Source organism: Saprospiraceae bacterium, assembly GCA_016710235.1.
In the GTDB taxonomy this organism is placed as follows: Bacteria; Bacteroidota; Bacteroidia; order Chitinophagales; family Saprospiraceae; genus Vicinibacter.
Genome location: JADJLG010000001.1, coordinates 1,118,639 through 1,134,555 on the forward strand (window position 1 = coordinate 1,118,639; position 15,917 = coordinate 1,134,555).

Here is a 15,917-nt window from a genome sequence, read left to right on the forward strand (position 1 = left end):
ATGAAATCGACATCGACCTTTCTAACCAGCTTGCGGGAATATACTTTATAAAAGTAAGTACAGCAGAAGGTGTATTTATTCTGAAACATATAAAAATTTAATATTCAATTGTACTTATAATATTGAACAAACTGAAAATCGAAAATCAGAGCAAGCACTTCTTTGCACAATAGATGGTCTAGAGAGTACTTAAAGATTTAAAACAATCAGACATTAAGAAGCTTGCGGATCAAACTGATTTGACCTAAGTGATAATAGGCATGTTCTATTACTCCTTCAATATTGCGCAAGTATGTCCCATATTTGGGATCAATAAAATCCAGGTCCAACAGTTGGTCATCCATTTGTTCTATGTACTGCACGAATTTTCTTGAGTTAGAATGAAATTGTCCAATTAAATTTTGCCATGAAGCGGCGGATGTTTCCGGTGACAAATCAAAGCTGAATTTGTCGCTGATATCTAAGCTACCGGTTTCAAATGCTCGCAATAAACCTTCCAGATAATAGTTTATATGAAATATAAGTTCGGCTATAGAATGAAGGGTTCCAATTTTATAGTAAGCATGATCATAGGAAAGATTTTGTATTTGCGATTTATAGTTAGTATTTGCAATCCAATACCCATCTATCAAGACTTCTTGGAGTCTGGCAGCAATATATTTATTTCTTTGCATCTGTTAATTATTTGTGTAACAACAAATCCTGATTTTATATTAAAGATCTATTATGAACCAATAAGAATTCAAAGTTAAGACATTGCATAAAGCTTGATTTGCAAGTACAGATTTTTTTAATACTGTCATTGCAGTTGCATTTGGTAGCTTCATGATCAATCCAAATACAAAAAAGCAATTGATTACTCTCTTGAGAGCAAATGAATTGCTTAGAAAGATTTGCCAGGTTCTCTTTTTTTCAAGTGAGCGATTTCACTCGATTTTTGCTTTGCGTACCCCTGCGACCAGGTTAAAATACTTGATATGATATCTCACTTGATTCTTACTACAATCTCCACAACAGCAATTTCTGAGTTAACGCTTGTAAAGTTATGTATAATGTGGAAAATAAGAATACAATTTGGCGATAATCGGGACAATAAATTTCGGAAATATTGTCAGATCTATTCATGTTATCAAGATTAAACTAATTATTCCAGATAATTTCTTAAGGTCAATTTTTTTATCAACGTTTTGTCATGGCGTTTGACTTTTATACGGAGAACTTTGTCAGCATCACGGCGCAAGAATTTATTCACAGTCTGGAGACTTCCCAATAATTTCACAGACCAACCATTTATAGTAATCAGTTTGTCTCCAGGTAGCAAGCCAGATTCGGACCCAGGGCTTCCGGGAATAACATACTGAATAAAAATATTCAAGCTGCGATCACTACCCGTTGTCACTAACGATATTCCGCTATGGTCCCCGCGGGATTTCCACTTGCGTCCGGAATTTTTTTTGAGCCACAATGTATTATTGGAATAGTCTAAAATAGAAATGTAGTTTTCCCAGAGTTTATTGCCAAGCAATCCTTGTTTGAAGTCCAACTCCTTCAATGCATGATCAGAGAGCAGTTCCTGAATATAGATTGGAACATCTTGCAAGCAGATACTGTCCTGCAGGCATAAACTTTCGGATCTGCCAAGGGCACCACTGATGACTCCACCCAGTCCGCTTCCTATTGGTGCTGGCAATAGCTTTGCAGGTAAACAGATCTGTTGTGAAGAGCGATTGTACAATAATGCTTCTATCCCTGCACCTGTATCCATGAGCAACCTGAGATTGTTCTGTTGTCCACCTGACATACGCACCTTGCAGGCGAGGTAAGGTTTGTTTTTATAAATTTCAAGAGGTATAGAACTGAAGTTTTTTAATTTCTTTTCAGAAATAGTGGACCTTAGACTAATGTTTTTTCTGCGGTAGTCTATCTGAATCAGATAATTTTTGAAAAGCGAAGCGCTTAAGATGCCGTGCACAGATTCTCCGATCATTTGGTCAAAATTGCTGCTATGCTCTTTGAGGACAAGTAGGGATTGAAAAATTTCAGGAAACGTACCAACCTTCAATGAAAAAGGCCTACTGACCAGAGCTGGAATTTCCACATTCAAATCAGCACCAAAGACAGTAATTTCTCTAATAAATGGGGATGATGAAAAATAAAAATTCTGCTTGTCGAAAATAATATTATGTTCTGAGCCGGTGTCAAACAAAAGACTCATCTTGATTTTCTGGTCCACCAGGACATCTACAAGCATGTAAGAATTCACATAGCGAAATGGTATTTCAAAATAATCACTTGCATAAGTCAGCGTGTGAACTGAAACCAGCATCATAAAACATAAGATTCTTAAAGCAGAAAATGTACCGGCGATGCATAATTTCATTCTTCAAATATAGGCAAGGCATTTGTTATTTTCTTCATCTATCGAGAAGAAGATACATTGCCTTACCCGAAAAATGCATAGCACTGATCTGATCGTGCCTTATTCAAGAGTACCCAGTAATAAAAAGCCCCGATAAAAATACCGAGGCTTGATCAAATCCCTGTTGCAATTCAATCTAACGATGAGGTCCAGAGTTGGACTTATTTCTTTCTTTGATTTGTCTTAATATTTCGCGTCGAAATTCTTGTTCAGCGGATTCAAGCTTTGCAAGTTTTGCAGCTGGAAGCACGGCTTTGAATTTTTCATAGTAGGATTTTTTCAATGCAAGCGCTTTTTCTTGTGATTCAATTTGTTCGTCAAGCTCCATACGGGATTCCTGTTCAGACAGATTGTCTGCATTTTGAGCCTTATACTCTTTTTTCAGTTCCATCCTTTTTCTACTATACTCATTATAGAGAGGCCAGAATTTGGTAGATTCATCTGAAGTCATATCGAGTTTTGAGGTGATATAGGCCGAACGTTGAGCTTCTATTTTTTCAAGGAGCTGTTGTTTGTTTGTTTTTTCGGGATTATTTTGAGCGATGCTTATCAATGACAGGGTCATCAGTATCATGCATGTGAATAGTTTTTTCATTTTCACTCTGATTTTTAAATTAGTTTGATAATATATCTTCCAAATCTTGTTCTGAAACATTTTCTATATCAAGTCTAGGTAATAATTCTGAATCTTCGAGAATAATTTTGAGGTCTTCATCATCGAAACTGGCAATATTCATACTTGCATATTCTATCAATAAATCGTCAGGGATTTCGTCCCAACTGAAAGTTTGATTTTGTGGCTTAGACTGCTGAGACCAAAAAAAGAAAGCTGAAGTTGAGATTAAAACGGAGGCCGCTATTCCAACTGACCATTTTCTTATAGTTGAGAAACGCGATATGGTCGGTTTTTTAGTAGCAGCAGCAAAGATTCTGTCTTCCAATTTTTCGAAATAGCCATCAGGCACCCTAAATGGAATATCCTTTTCAAATTTTTGTGGAATAAGATTTTCCTCCAGCTTGACTTCTGACATTAATTTCTCTTCCAAGGAGTTGAAATAATCCTGAGGAACGGTCAATTTTCCCTGATGCAGATTTAATTTATCCTCCACATATATTTTTTGAAAAATCTGAGTCTCCAATTGTTCAAAATAATGCTCCGGAACCAAGAAAGGATTTTTGGCAGGAGGCAGAACATCTGATGGATAATTTTCCTGATGTGGGTTCATGATTTATTTAATTTTATCATTGGATTTAAAATGCTCTTCAATTTTTTTCATGGCATGGTGATATGAAGCTTTAAGCGCGCCTTCAGAAGTCTGAAGTATCTCTGCAATTTCTTTATAAGGCATTTCATCATAATACCTCATTTGAAACACAACACGTTGTTTTTCCGGTAATTGCTGCATAACTTCCTCTAATTTTAAACTCAGCTCATCACCCTCAAAATAAGGGTCTGCCTTGAGTTTGCTGATAGCGGGATGCTCTGTCATATCGTCCAAAGCATCATAAGTGTACTTTTTGTTCTTTTCAAGATATGTCAATGTTTCATTGGTGGCTATACGATACATCCACGTAAACAAACTGCTTTTTCTCTCAAAATTTTCTAAACTTCTGTACACCTTAATAAAAGTATTTTGCAAGACATCGTCAGCATCATCATGATTGAGCACCATTCTTCTGATATGCCAATAAAGTTTTTGTTGATATTTCTGTATCAGTGCGCGAAATCCTTTCTCCCGCGTGACACTGTCCAGGGCCCAATCTAAGATTTGCTCATCATCAACAGCTGGCATTGTGTTGCTTTTGTTTGTTTGACTCATGATATCCGGTGAGGTTTAATTTAGAACTTGATGGAAGCCAACATTTTAAGTTGAAATCCCAAATTGATGCACAAAACTAAGGTCTTTGACAGATTTTCATGTTGTATATGATAAGTGAATCAGGAGTTATGATAAAAATACCAAAACTCGTTATATTGTCTTCAAATAGAGATCGGTGATATGTCGGCATGGTTTTCTGCATGGATCTTGAAACTATTGGGCTGGAAAGTGCTAGGTATAGAAAGAATCAGTTCTTTGCCCCAATATGTGGTTATCGTTGCTCCACATACCTCCAACTGGGATTTTCCCCTTGGGATTCTTGTGAGGACGGCGTTCCATTTGCAGAAAATACGTTTTTTGGGTAAGGCGAGCTTATTTCGATTCCCTTTTGGTTGGATATTTCGAGCTTTGGGAGGTTTCCCTGTTCAAAGGGACAAAAGCCATAATTTGGTAGAGAGCTACGTCAAAGTATTTCAGACCAATTCTGATTTTGCCATTGTTATAGCACCTGAAGGTACCCGAAAGAAGGTAGACCATTTTAAAACCGGATTTTACTTCATCGCTAAAGGAGCTGAAATTCCGATAGTCCTGTGCAAGTTCGACTATCACGAACGTGTTGTTGACTTTATGGAGGTATTCGTCCCCGGGACGGAAGAATCTGCGGATCTAGCTTACATAGAATCCCGGTTTAGAGGAGCGAGAGGAAAAAACAGAGAGTATAATTTTTAGAAACAGGTACTGTGCTGATTGGTAAGTCGGCTCAGCGAAGAAAATTCGGCGTTAGAGTCGAGACGATATCTCCCCTTGGAAAACTTACTACCATTAAACAGTGTGCTTCCTTTAATTCTTTCTTGCTCTTCCGGAGATTTTGTAATGAAATCGGCACATTTTTCGGAACAACAATTCTTCATTCCGGTCGCACAGGAATCACACTGTATGAACAGCAAGTGGCATTTGTCATTGGCACAATTGACATGCTGAGCTGCAGGTTGGCCACACTGGTGGCACTTGCTGATGATTTCTGAAGAAATAGCTTCACCCAAGCGTTCGTCAAATACGAAATTTACTCCTTTAAATTTATTTTCTAGGTTCAGCTCTTTGACTTGTCGAGCATACTCTATGATGCCGCCATTGAGCTGGTAAACATGTTCAAACCCACAGTGTTTGAGATAAGCTGAAGCTTTTTCACACCTTATCCCTCCGGTACAATACATGATCACCGGATGGCTCTTTTTATCTTTCAATGTGTCCACCACTTCCGGCAGAGCTTCCCTGAAAGTAGAGGCGTCAGGACATATCGCGTTTTCAAATCTGCCCACTTCGCTTTCGTAATGATTTCTCATATCTACAATGACCGCCTGAGGGATTGAAGCAAGTTCGTTAAAACTTTGAGCATCCAGATGAATTCCAGAATTTGTGACGTCGAAGCTTTTGTCGTCAAGGCCGTCTGCTACTATTTTACTACGCACTTTGATGGCCAGTTTAAAAAAACTTTTACCGTTATCTTCTATTGCATAATTGAGCCTCATGCCTTTGAAAAAGTCGACATCTTGTAAAGCATTTCTAAAGAGTTTCATCATTTCAACCGGAACAGAAATCTGGGCATTTATACCTTCGTGAGCCACATAGATTCTTCCTAATACATGCAGATCATCGAACATTGTGTATAAGTGATCGCGAAAAAAGGCTGGGTTAAAAAGATGGACATATTTGTAAAAAGAAAGCGTAATGCGTTCTTCCGGGCTCTCCCGCATCTTTCGCAAGAGTATTTTTCTGTCGACAATATTATACAGCTTTTTCATCCGAAAACTATAGGGTAGATCATTGCTTAACCCAGGAAGTCTGGTATCCGCTTTTCTGTAAGATAAGGTGGTACAAGCCACTGTTTAGCCCAGTAAAGTCTGGTAAAATCCTGTCCTGAGCTGATATTGGAGTGCACAATACCAATTGCCCCAAAAGATTATAAATCAACAAAACATCCTCGGCTACAGGCATGTTGAGTGAAATCAATTCTTTTCCGGGATTGGGAACTACTTGCCAGCTCTTGAAAGTTTTGTCTTCATTTCCCACCAGAGATTTGGCTTTTAATACCGCTCTTAGAGCATTTATCTTGCCATATCCATACATGATATTGGGGATGTCTTCAGGGGCACTGCCAGCACAGGTGATCAATGATGGGGTTGGCTCTGCCGTTTGTTCCAGAATGCTCTCAATTTTTTCTACCTGTCCGAGCAAAGAAGGGTTTGCCGAAATCATCAATGCCACAACACCAGCGACGTGAGGTCCCGCCATGGAAGTACCGCTCCATGCTTGGTACGAGAGATCCGGCAACTGGGAAATCACCTCAGATCCGGGAGCAACAATATTGGGTTTTATTCTCAAGCTACTGTCCACGACTACCGGGCCACAGGAGCTAAATCCACTGATCGTGTCATTGGATGCATAGCTACCTACAGAAAATGCTGATTCAAACATTGAGATCGGATTCGCAATCGTACCGCAAGTGTTTCCATTATTTCCTGCTGATGCTACCACGACAATTCCAGCAGCCTTGAGGGTAGATACGACTCTCTCCATGATATTCCAGTTTGAGGGATCGCAACCCTCTTCTTCGGAGCAATACCAACTATTGTTGATCACGGCAGGAGCCAGGTCTATACGTGGTTTTCTTTGTTCCAAATCTGTGGGGGCGAGAAAAAATTCAAAACATTCAATATAGGTAGAAGGGGCCCCATTGCCCCGCTCCATATTTCGACATCCAATCCATTTGCTTTTTGGGGCGACGCCGATAGCGTGTTCAGAACTATGACCGGTTATGGTTCCTATGGTGTGAGTTCCATGTCCGTGATCATCACAAGGCGCAAGCAGATTTAATCCACAAGGATTAATACTGTCTCCGGAAAGTGGACTGATCGTATGTATGGCATCATGCCAATTGTAGTTGTGATCGACAGACGAAGATGTGTCGTTCCAACCCCTGTATTTGTCTTTAATTGCTGGAATGTCCCATTTTATACCAGTGTCTTCTCCTGCAACAGTGACTCCTTGCCCTTCATAACCCAAATCCCAAACTTCATCAGCATGAATGGATTTGATACCCCAGGTAATTTCAGGAGCACGAGCATGGATTTGAAGCAAAGTTTTGTCCATGACAGGAGTCAGTTGGACGGATTCGTCAAATAATAGAGCAGCTACCTCAGACATTTGACTCAAATGGTTCAACTGATCAGCATGCAAATAAGCTTGTACACAATTGACTATGAAAAATGACTTATATGCGACCTGATTGAGCTCCAGAAAATCAATAATTCTGGATTGCGATGAGGAGGAACATTCTTGAAGCGCCTGATAAACAAAAGTACCTTTCTGAAGCTTAGTCCATTCTGGTTTGACAGCAGATAAATTAGCCTGTTTTTTAAGATATATAAGGATAGGTACTTTATCGTGACTGTCCAAGTAAGCCAACGCTCGGGGAGAAATGCTGGCAGACTGGCCCGGAAGTGAATGCAGATCAAACACAAATAACAAGGAGAGCAATAAAAATCTAAACATTATGGCACTTTAATTTGCAAAAGTAAGCAAAATATCTCCATCAAATATAATGGTGTATTGAAGCGTGGGAAGTTCTTGAAATCCTTATGAAACAAGCGTTTGGCTAAATATTAAACCACATGAGAAAGTGAATTATCTTTGCCCGATGTTCAGGATTTTCGGTTGGCTATGTTTTGCAGGAGTATTTGCGCTCTCTTGTGCAAATATCAAACAATTGCCAGGTGGACAAGCTGACATTATAGCGCCTAAAATTGACACTGCAAAATGCAAAAACTTATTTGCTACCAATTTTTCAGGTAAAGAGCCTATAGTCGTACATTTTGATGAGTGGTTCCGGTTTTTAAATCCGACAAAAAATATCATCGTTTCTCCGCCGACTAAATTGCCAATTCAATATAAATTGAAAGGAAAAAGGCTTTTAATTTCTTTCGATAAAAATGAGGTACTCGAACCACAAACGACCTACTCCATAAACTTAGGAGAAGCCGTTCGCGATATTACTGCTCAAAATATTGCCCGCAATATTAATGTTGTATTTTCTACAGGGCCATCGATTGATTCCGGCGAGATCAGAGGTAAAGTATTTGATGCTCAAACCAACAAATTTCTTGCTAAAATTCCGGTAACGCTATATAAAAATCAGGAGGACAGTGCATTTACAAAAACGAAACCATTTTATGTCACGTATACTGATACAGCAGGAAGTTTTCATTTTAAATATTTGAAAGACACGGTCTATAAGTTGTACGCAATACAAGACAAAAATCAAAATTATTTTTATGACCAAAAAATTGAGTCGATAGGATATTATGAGGGAAATGCAAGACCATTTCAATCAGGAACAGAATATATTATTTTTCTCTCTCAAGAAAAGTTGCCTTTGAAAATAAAAAATAAAGTGATAAAACCAGGGTTGCTTGCTTTTGCATTTACTCAAGATATTGAAAAGGAAAAAACGAAAATTTCTCCGGAGGACAAGTTTGTAAAAACAATATATTATGAGGACAGTATTTTATATTATTATAATTCAGCAGAAGAATTTAATGCATATTTTGAACTGGAGGCTATCAAGGACACCGTGAAACTTAACAAATATACGGAACCAGATAGTGTACAAATGGAAAAGCTGGTTCTGGTCAAAGAAGCTATATCGCAGATTGACTCAGCCCAGATTCAAAGTCCGTCGCCGATTTTTTCTTTGGATGAATCTAAAATCAGATCCACACCTGAGATCAAGTTTCTGGCAAAAATTAATTTAAGAAATCCACAGATAATAGATATCGTTTATCAGGAAACAAAACCTATATATTTTACAATTATACTGGATAGTATGGCAGTAAGGATGCAGGGCAATCGAACCAATAGGACGGATACTTTTCATTTGAAAACCAAGGTGGACGAGTCATTGTCACGTCTGGAGCTGATATTGGATTCTCTTCAAACTCGCCAACAGTATATTTTGAATTTCAGCTATAAAGATAAACCGGTACTTCAAAAAATATTTGTAGCTGAAAATACGATGGAAACATTTCGGTTTACACATCTGGATCCGCTTGTCTACGAAGTAAAATTAATTGTGGACCGGAACCAAAATGGAAAATGGGACCCCATAGATTTTAAGCAAAAACAACAAGCTGAACGGATCTTCGGTTGGAAACTTAAAGAGCTGAGAGCAGACTGGGATCAAAAGATGATTTTAAATGTAGGAGAATGAAATTAAGCACAAAAGAGCTGGTCAAAAAATATGGTAACCGAACCGTCGTCAATGGTGTTTCTATCGAGGTAAATCAAGGAGAAATTGTCGGTTTGCTGGGTCCAAACGGAGCGGGTAAAACGACAACTTTTTATATGATAGTGGGATTTATTTCACCAGATGCGGGAAGTGTATATTTGGACAGTGGTGAAATTACCAGGGATCCTATGTTTATCCGCGCGAGAAAAGGAGTAGGGTATTTACCCCAGGAACCCAGTGTATTTAGGAAATTGAGTGTTGAAGATAATATCAGCGCAATTCTGGAAATGGGTACCAAGACGAAGCAAGAGCAAAAGGAAAAGCTTGAGCAATTGATTGAAGAGTTCAATCTCACCAAGGTCAGAAAAAACATGGGAGATTCTTTATCAGGCGGAGAAAGACGACGTACGGAAATCGCCAGAGCATTAGCTTCAGAACCCAATTTCATTTTGTTGGACGAACCCTTTGCAGGAATTGACCCGATCGCTGTTGAAGACATTCAGAGTATTGTTGAAAAACTCAAGACAAAAAATATTGGTATTCTGATCACCGATCATAATGTTCAAGAAACGCTTTCAATCACAGACAGAGCGTATTTAATTTTTGAAGGAAAATTATTGAAAGATGGTACAGCTGAAGAGCTGGCAGCCGATCCAATTGTTAGGAAAGTGTATTTGGGTCAAAATTTTGAACTGCGCAGAAAAAATCTTGTGAATTGATGAAAGTGAGTTTAATGTTTCTTGCTGTTACTTTATTTTTATTCGCTTCTTGCAGCAATCGAGAAAGACAAGTAGAAAAGGAAGCCTCTATACTTTCAGACAGTATGTACTATGCAGAAATTAAAATGTTTGACATTACAACGGATTCGCTTTGTATTAAAATCAGAGAGACTCAATTTAGTTCTCTTGTGGATAGTTTAATACAAGTGCGCAAAACGGAAATTCAAGAGATCAATAAAAATTTACAGTGAAAAAATTATATTGGATAGGAATGCTGATAATTTTTTCCTGTGGAGACAATACTCGGGAGATAAAAGAGTTGGCGGAAAGAAAATATCAAGAAAAACGAGCTGAATATTTTCAGCAAAAATTTGGTAATTGTTACAGGCAATTATTGTTGGATGCTCAGACGCAAGCAGATTCCATATTAAAATATATCTCCAAGAGGATCAAATTTGACAGTTTAAGAGTGCCGACAGACACGATGAGGCCCGAAAAACCAGACGTGAATTTTGGAGGGTATGTACAGCCCAAAAGGGAAGACAGCATAGGGAAGAAGGATAATTAGGCATTTCAGCAATGGTCCGAAGAAAATAGGCATATATAATTTTGGTTGGTTTGTTGATAAAGACGTCGTTTTTTTTTGGTAAATTGCTTCCAAAGCATAACTTTGCAGTCCGCTTTTAAAGAAAGTGGCAATATTTTAATATAATCTACTGATTTTCTTGTGTTTATGATATGAATCTTAAAACAGGAGAAACAGTTTAAAACGTTCATTGACAGACTGGGGAAAGAAGACAGAAAACAGAAGGTAAAGGAAAGAAGCGGAAAGGACGCGAAGCGGGAGAGAGAAAGAAGGAAGAAGAGGGGGAAGGAAGGACTTTTTGTGGAAACAGATAGAAAAGAATTATATGGAGGAGACAAGGATAAGTATTGAGAGATAAATAATCTGAAGGGACTCTGTATAATTTGAAGATATTGACCATGGAGAGTTTGATCCTGGCTCAGGATGAACGCTAGCGGGAGGCTTAATACATGCAAGTCGAGCGGCAAGTTTTGATAGCAATATTGGAACCTAGAGCGGCGCACGGGTGAGTAACGCGTACATGACCTGCCCTATACTGGGGGATAGTCTTGGGAAACTGAGAATAATCCCGCATGTGATTAGAATGCTGCATGGCAAATTAATTAAAGCTGAGGCGGTATAGGATGGGTGTGCGTCTGATTAGCTAGTTGGTAGTGTAACGGACTACCAAGGCGATGATCAGTAGGGGGCGTGAGAGCGTGACCCCCCACACGGGTACTGAGACACGGACCCGACTCCTACGGGAGGCAGCAGTAAGGAATATTGGTCAATGGAGGGAACTCTGAACCAGCCATCCCGCGTGAAGGATGAAGGGGCTCTGCCTTGTAAACTTCTTTTGCATGGGACGAAAAAACTTAATTTATTAAGGACTGACGGTACCATGAGAATAAGCACCGGCTAACTCCGTGCCAGCAGCCGCGGTAATACGGAGGGTGCGAGCGTTATCCGGAATCACTGGGTTTAAAGGGTGCGTAGGCGGTTTGATAAGTCAGTGGTGAAAGGCCGTCGCTTAACGATGGGACTGCCATTGATACTGTTAGACTTGAATCAGGATGAGGTTGGCGGAATGTGGCATGTAGCGGTGAAATGCTTAGATATGCCATGGAATACCGATTGCGAAGGCAGCTGACTGGACCTGAATTGACGCTGAGGCACGAAAGCGTGGGGAGCGAACAGGATTAGATACCCTGGTAGTCCACGCCCTAAACGATGCTTACTCGTTGTTTGATCTAAGGATTGAGTGACTAAGCGAAAGCGATAAGTAAGCCACCTGGGGAGTACGACCGCAAGGTTGAAACTCAAAGGAATTGACGGGGTCCGCACAAGCGGTGGAGCATGTGGTTTAATTCGATGATACGCGAGGAACCTTACCTGGGCTAGAATGTGCTTTGAATGTGTGTGAAAGCATGCAGGCCCGCAAGGGACACAAAGCAAGGTGCTGCATGGCTGTCGTCAGCTCGTGTCGTGAGATGTTGGGTTAAGTCCCGCAACGAGCGCAACCCCTATCTTTAGTTGCTAACCCGCAAGGGAGGACTCTAGAGAGACTGCCCCCGTAAGGGGAGAGGAAGGAGGGGATGACGTCAAGTCATCATGGCCTTTATGTCCAGGGCGACACACGTGCTACAATGGCCGGTACAGAGGGAAGCGAAACAGTGATGTGGAGCCAATCCCAGAAAGCCGGTCTCAGTTCGGATTGAGTCTGCAACCCGACTCCATGAAGTTGGAATCGCTAGTAATCGCGCATCAGCCATGGCGCGGTGAATACGTTCCCGGACCTTGTACACACCGCCCGTCAAGCCATGGAAGCCAGGGGTGCCTGAAGATGGTGCTCGTTACAGAAGCTATCTAAGGTAAAACTGGTGACTGGGGCTAAGTCGTAACAAGGTAGCCGTACCGGAAGGTGCGGCTGGAATACCTCCTTTTAAGAGAATCCGTCCCAAGTTCAACAGATGAGAATTTGAAGAACTGGGAGAAACGGAGAAAAAGAAGAGCGAAAAGGAAAATTCAAAACTCCAATGAAATCGAAAGACTCAGGAACGAGAGCGGGAATAAAGCAAGACAGCCTGCAACCGAAGTTTTCAAACACTGTACAGGTCCCAAAGACCATTACAGATTCTTTTCCCAGTATTTCTGTCAGATAGTCTCGTAGCTCAGTTGGTTAGAGCGCTACACTGATAATGTAGAGGTCCCCAGTTCAAATCTGGGCGGGACTACAATAGATTTGCGCAAATATTAATTTCAATTATCTTTGCGCATGCTTTTAAAAAGCGGGGGGATTAGCTCAGCTGGCTAGAGCACCTGCCTTGCACGCAGGGGGTCCTGGGTTCGAATCCCTGATCCTCCACAATATTAGAGACTTGTTTTGCAGGTCTCTTTTTTTTTTGCAATTACCAGAGGTTGTTTTTCAGGAATTATTCTTTTGGTTCGCTAAAGCTGCTCAGAGATTACATTGTAATCGACTTGATATTTTTTCTTCCTAATGCGCCATTACTAATAGAGATGAAAAGTGAGTAGATTCTTGAAGAGTAGTACTCATTTAAAATAACTCAATTTTTAAGGTCGGCTTTCTATTTTTTTTCTTTCAAATAACACTGAAAAATGGGAAAGCAGATTTTTGTTGCCAAATGTAAAAACGGAAATTTAGCTTCGTATTTGTGAGTTTAAAGATTGTTTTATTAATAGCGATATATAAAATTTAAGCTGTAAACATTCATTAGGAGGCAGCGAATGTTTTATTTGAATCGTTAACAAATAAAACATACGATGCGCCGGATAATATTACACTTGCTGTGTATCTCTATGATACCTATGATAAGTTCATGTCAAAGTGATGGGTTAAGCTCTAATAATGTTCATGCTTATTTTGAAAATGGTTATCCATTTTCAAACTTCGAGTCGAATCTAGCAGGATGTGTGGCACCATTTCAGGGAATATATTCACCGTCAATATGTTATTCAATGCACTTACAAATGTTTAGCATTGACCCATTTTTTATCTTGCCATCGAGTACAAATGTTCCAAATTTAATACAAACACCAGGATCCTTATATTATCCAAATTTTAAACCAACTACCTAAGAAATCAACGCATTCAAAAAATTTTGGTACATAGACAAGGGAGAAATTTTGGATCATGTTGATGATTTTAATCAGGATGGAAATGTGGATACCAAAAGATCAGATATATATGCATGGCCAGGGAAAAATAACCCCTACTTTGAGGAATTTAACGGCTTTCCAATTCAACAAGGGGACTATCCGCTAGCAGAGTTCATTGATGTAGATCAAGATGGAAATTATAATCCAGATCATGGTGACTATCCAACGGTACACAATTTATCAGCAGATAGAATGCCCAATCGGATGATATTATTGTGTATCATCATAGTGGAAAATATGTTTTTCAATCAGAATATGCTATAACTGCATTTGCTTTCAGCTGTCCAGAAGAACAGATTCTTCACAATAGTGTTTTTATGTCATGTAGGATCAGTAATAAAAATGAGACCCAATATAAAGTAAAAAATTCTATTCTATTGAATTCAGTGGATCCACAAGTGGGTTGCTATTTAGATGACTATGTAGGTTGTTTTCCGGATCTGAATTCGGCTTACTGGTATAATGCTGATGCGAATGATGGTATTTTACAAGCAAACTCTTGTCCAAGTTCATTTTCGTATAAATCCAAAATTCCTGTAATCTCTATGACGATATTAAATAAAAAGATGGATTATTTTTCTGCCGATATTAATATTGATAGTACGGGAAAAATAATTCTGCAAATGGAAAATAGCTTCCTCCGAAAATATTTTAATGCTGATGGTACTTTCAGGAAGTTTACACAGCCGTTCAACCATGAAACCAGAGATCACCAGTTTTCAGAAGATCCGAATGAAGAGAAATCTTGGTCAATGTATAGAATGAGCAATGAGCAAGGTGTGGATTTCACTATAGATCAAATGATAAAGACTGGATCATAGGACAACAATGAATCGGAGACCTTGGATTTTGTACTGATGTACAATCAAGATCCGGACTCAAATCATATACAAAATGTAAATATTGCAAAACAAAACATTTTAAGAATCCAAAAAATTTACAATGAAGGGTTTTTATACAGATGTTCATTTGATGATTGTAAAGATGGCTGTGTTTGGCCGGGAGATTGTGATAATAATGGTCGAGTAGATGCTTTGGATGCGGTACACATATTTAAGATGTTAAATATAACAGGATTAAAGAGGTCAGACAGTACGTATGGAGAGGAATGGAGTCATTCGATTGGGGTACTGAGCGCCCTGGAGTCCTGAATCCAAAATTTGCGGATGCAGATGGAAATGGTGTGGTAAATGTTCGTGACCTGAATTTATTGCGTTGGTATTTTAAATACACTCACAATAGTCCAGAATCAAGGGCGTTGGAATGCGAGGGTAATCCGATTTTGAAATTTGTGAAAAACGGCAATACTAGAATGGAGAAAACCTATGAGTCGTTTTTGGAAAAGCGCAGTATTGAAAGGTATAATTTCAGTGTATTGAATTCTAATTCTGACGATGTCATTCTCATCAATTCCTTAGCTAAGACGTGGAAAGATACTTCAGTATTCATATTTGAACACCATTCTTACGAGCAGCAAATTAGCCTTGAAAAAATTGAAGTGGTTTATTTTCAAAATTCTAAGAGAGATATTCCAATCATTGATACTTTTCAACAACTTTTTTACATTTTGAAAGCCAAAAGCACAGGAGTTGTAGAGATTTGCGACTTCACATTATTTTATGCCAATGGAACGACCGAAAAGCTGCTGGGAGAATCATTCAAGATTGGCGAACTTGGTACAACAGACTCTGAAGATGGATTTGGTTTTAGTATATATCCCTCACCAACCCACAGCAGAATTATAATAGATGGTGAACTGGAAAAGATTTTATATTTTGAATTGTACGATAGCAGTGGTCGACAACTACTGAAGGAAAAATTGAAGGACAGGTTCGTCAACTTGACTGAAATTGGTCCTGGGATTCATATCTTGAAATTTTATTTAAAAAATGGTAAATACTTTACTCAGAAAATAATAATTGACTAATCT

At 39.1% G+C, this 15,917-nt stretch carries 16 protein-coding genes, 2 tRNA genes and 1 rRNA gene; 12 read left to right on the forward strand and 7 right to left on the reverse strand.

Annotated elements, in window-relative coordinates; translation table 11 throughout:
- Window positions 1-206: 206 nt before the first annotated feature.
- The 5 genes from IPI99_04655 to IPI99_04675 all read right to left on the reverse strand — a co-directional run bounded on the left by IPI99_04655 (window position 207) and on the right by IPI99_04675 (window position 4,212).
- Window positions 207-674 carry a DinB family protein gene (locus IPI99_04655; protein MBK7339802.1) on the reverse strand — a complete coding sequence of 156 codons (468 nt, stop codon included), beginning with the start codon at window positions 672-674 and terminating at the stop codon, window positions 207-209.
- A gap of 470 nt (window positions 675-1,144) precedes the next feature.
- Window positions 1,145-2,380 (reverse strand): PDZ domain-containing protein, encoded by a 1,236-nt coding sequence (locus tag IPI99_04660; protein MBK7339803.1) that lies wholly within the window; start codon window positions 2,378-2,380, stop codon window positions 1,145-1,147.
- Between the two features lie 175 nt (window positions 2,381-2,555).
- Window positions 2,556-3,014 (reverse strand): hypothetical protein, encoded by a 459-nt coding sequence (locus IPI99_04665; protein ID MBK7339804.1) that lies wholly within the window; start codon window positions 3,012-3,014, stop codon window positions 2,556-2,558.
- A gap of 19 nt (window positions 3,015-3,033) precedes the next feature.
- Complete coding sequence (locus IPI99_04670; protein MBK7339805.1) at window positions 3,034-3,645, reverse strand: hypothetical protein; 612 nt, start codon at window positions 3,643-3,645, stop codon at window positions 3,034-3,036.
- 3 nt (window positions 3,646-3,648) lie between these two features.
- Window positions 3,649-4,212, reverse strand: a complete 564-nt coding sequence (locus IPI99_04675) for an RNA polymerase sigma factor (GenBank protein MBK7339806.1) — start codon at window positions 4,210-4,212, stop codon at window positions 3,649-3,651.
- A 207-nt stretch (window positions 4,213-4,419) separates the two neighbouring features.
- Here IPI99_04675 and IPI99_04680 point away from each other — a divergent pair, with 207 nt between their 5' ends.
- Window positions 4,420-4,968, forward strand: a complete 549-nt coding sequence (locus IPI99_04680; protein MBK7339807.1) for a 1-acyl-sn-glycerol-3-phosphate acyltransferase — start codon at window positions 4,420-4,422, stop codon at window positions 4,966-4,968.
- Here the strand turns inward: IPI99_04680 and IPI99_04685 are convergent.
- Together IPI99_04685 and IPI99_04690 are read right to left on the reverse strand one after the other, a co-directional pair.
- A complete protein-coding gene (locus tag IPI99_04685) occupies window positions 4,965-6,041 on the reverse strand; it encodes a rhodanese-related sulfurtransferase (GenBank protein MBK7339808.1) in 1,077 nt (358 codons plus the stop codon). The genes IPI99_04680 and IPI99_04685 overlap by 4 nt on opposite strands.
- A 19-nt stretch (window positions 6,042-6,060) precedes the next feature.
- Window positions 6,061-7,791, reverse strand: coding sequence for a S8 family peptidase (locus tag IPI99_04690; protein ID MBK7339809.1), 1,731 nt, complete (start codon window positions 7,789-7,791; stop codon window positions 6,061-6,063).
- A gap of 145 nt (window positions 7,792-7,936) precedes the next feature.
- Between IPI99_04690 and IPI99_04695 the strand changes: the two genes are divergently transcribed.
- The 11 genes from IPI99_04695 to IPI99_04745 all read left to right on the forward strand — a co-directional run bounded on the left by IPI99_04695 (window position 7,937) and on the right by IPI99_04745 (window position 15,914).
- Window positions 7,937-9,505, forward strand: a complete 1,569-nt coding sequence (locus tag IPI99_04695; GenBank protein MBK7339810.1) for an Ig-like domain-containing protein — start codon at window positions 7,937-7,939, stop codon at window positions 9,503-9,505.
- Window positions 9,502-10,242, forward strand: a complete 741-nt coding sequence (lptB, locus tag IPI99_04700) for an LPS export ABC transporter ATP-binding protein (protein ID MBK7339811.1) — start codon at window positions 9,502-9,504, stop codon at window positions 10,240-10,242. The genes IPI99_04695 and lptB overlap by 4 nt, the downstream gene beginning before the upstream one ends.
- Entirely contained in the window at window positions 10,242-10,493 is a 252-nt protein-coding gene (locus IPI99_04705; GenBank protein MBK7339812.1) for a hypothetical protein, read from the forward strand. Before lptB ends, IPI99_04705 begins: the two co-directional genes overlap by 1 nt.
- Window positions 10,490-10,810, forward strand: a complete 321-nt coding sequence (locus tag IPI99_04710; GenBank protein ID MBK7339813.1) for a hypothetical protein — start codon at window positions 10,490-10,492, stop codon at window positions 10,808-10,810. The genes IPI99_04705 and IPI99_04710 overlap by 4 nt, the downstream gene beginning before the upstream one ends.
- 413 nt (window positions 10,811-11,223) lie before the next feature.
- Window positions 11,224-12,750: ribosomal RNA gene (locus tag IPI99_04715) — 16S ribosomal RNA — on the forward strand.
- A 217-nt stretch (window positions 12,751-12,967) separates the two neighbouring features.
- Window positions 12,968-13,041, forward strand: a tRNA-Ile gene (locus tag IPI99_04720).
- A 57-nt stretch (window positions 13,042-13,098) separates the two neighbouring features.
- A tRNA-Ala gene (locus tag IPI99_04725) sits at window positions 13,099-13,172 on the forward strand.
- Window positions 13,173-13,954: 782 nt separating this feature from the next.
- Entirely contained in the window at window positions 13,955-14,251 is a 297-nt protein-coding gene (locus tag IPI99_04730; GenBank protein ID MBK7339814.1) for a hypothetical protein, read from the forward strand.
- 53 nt (window positions 14,252-14,304) lie between these two features.
- Window positions 14,305-14,808, forward strand: coding sequence for a hypothetical protein (locus tag IPI99_04735; protein ID MBK7339815.1), 504 nt, complete (start codon window positions 14,305-14,307; stop codon window positions 14,806-14,808).
- Window positions 14,809-14,844: 36 nt separating this feature from the next.
- Window positions 14,845-15,138, forward strand: coding sequence for a hypothetical protein (locus IPI99_04740; protein MBK7339816.1), 294 nt, complete (start codon window positions 14,845-14,847; stop codon window positions 15,136-15,138).
- On the forward strand, window positions 15,096-15,914 hold the full coding sequence (locus IPI99_04745) for a T9SS type A sorting domain-containing protein (GenBank protein MBK7339817.1): 819 nt from the start codon (window positions 15,096-15,098) through the stop codon (window positions 15,912-15,914). The genes IPI99_04740 and IPI99_04745 overlap by 43 nt, the downstream gene beginning before the upstream one ends.
- The last annotated feature ends 3 nt before the right edge of the window (window positions 15,915-15,917 follow it).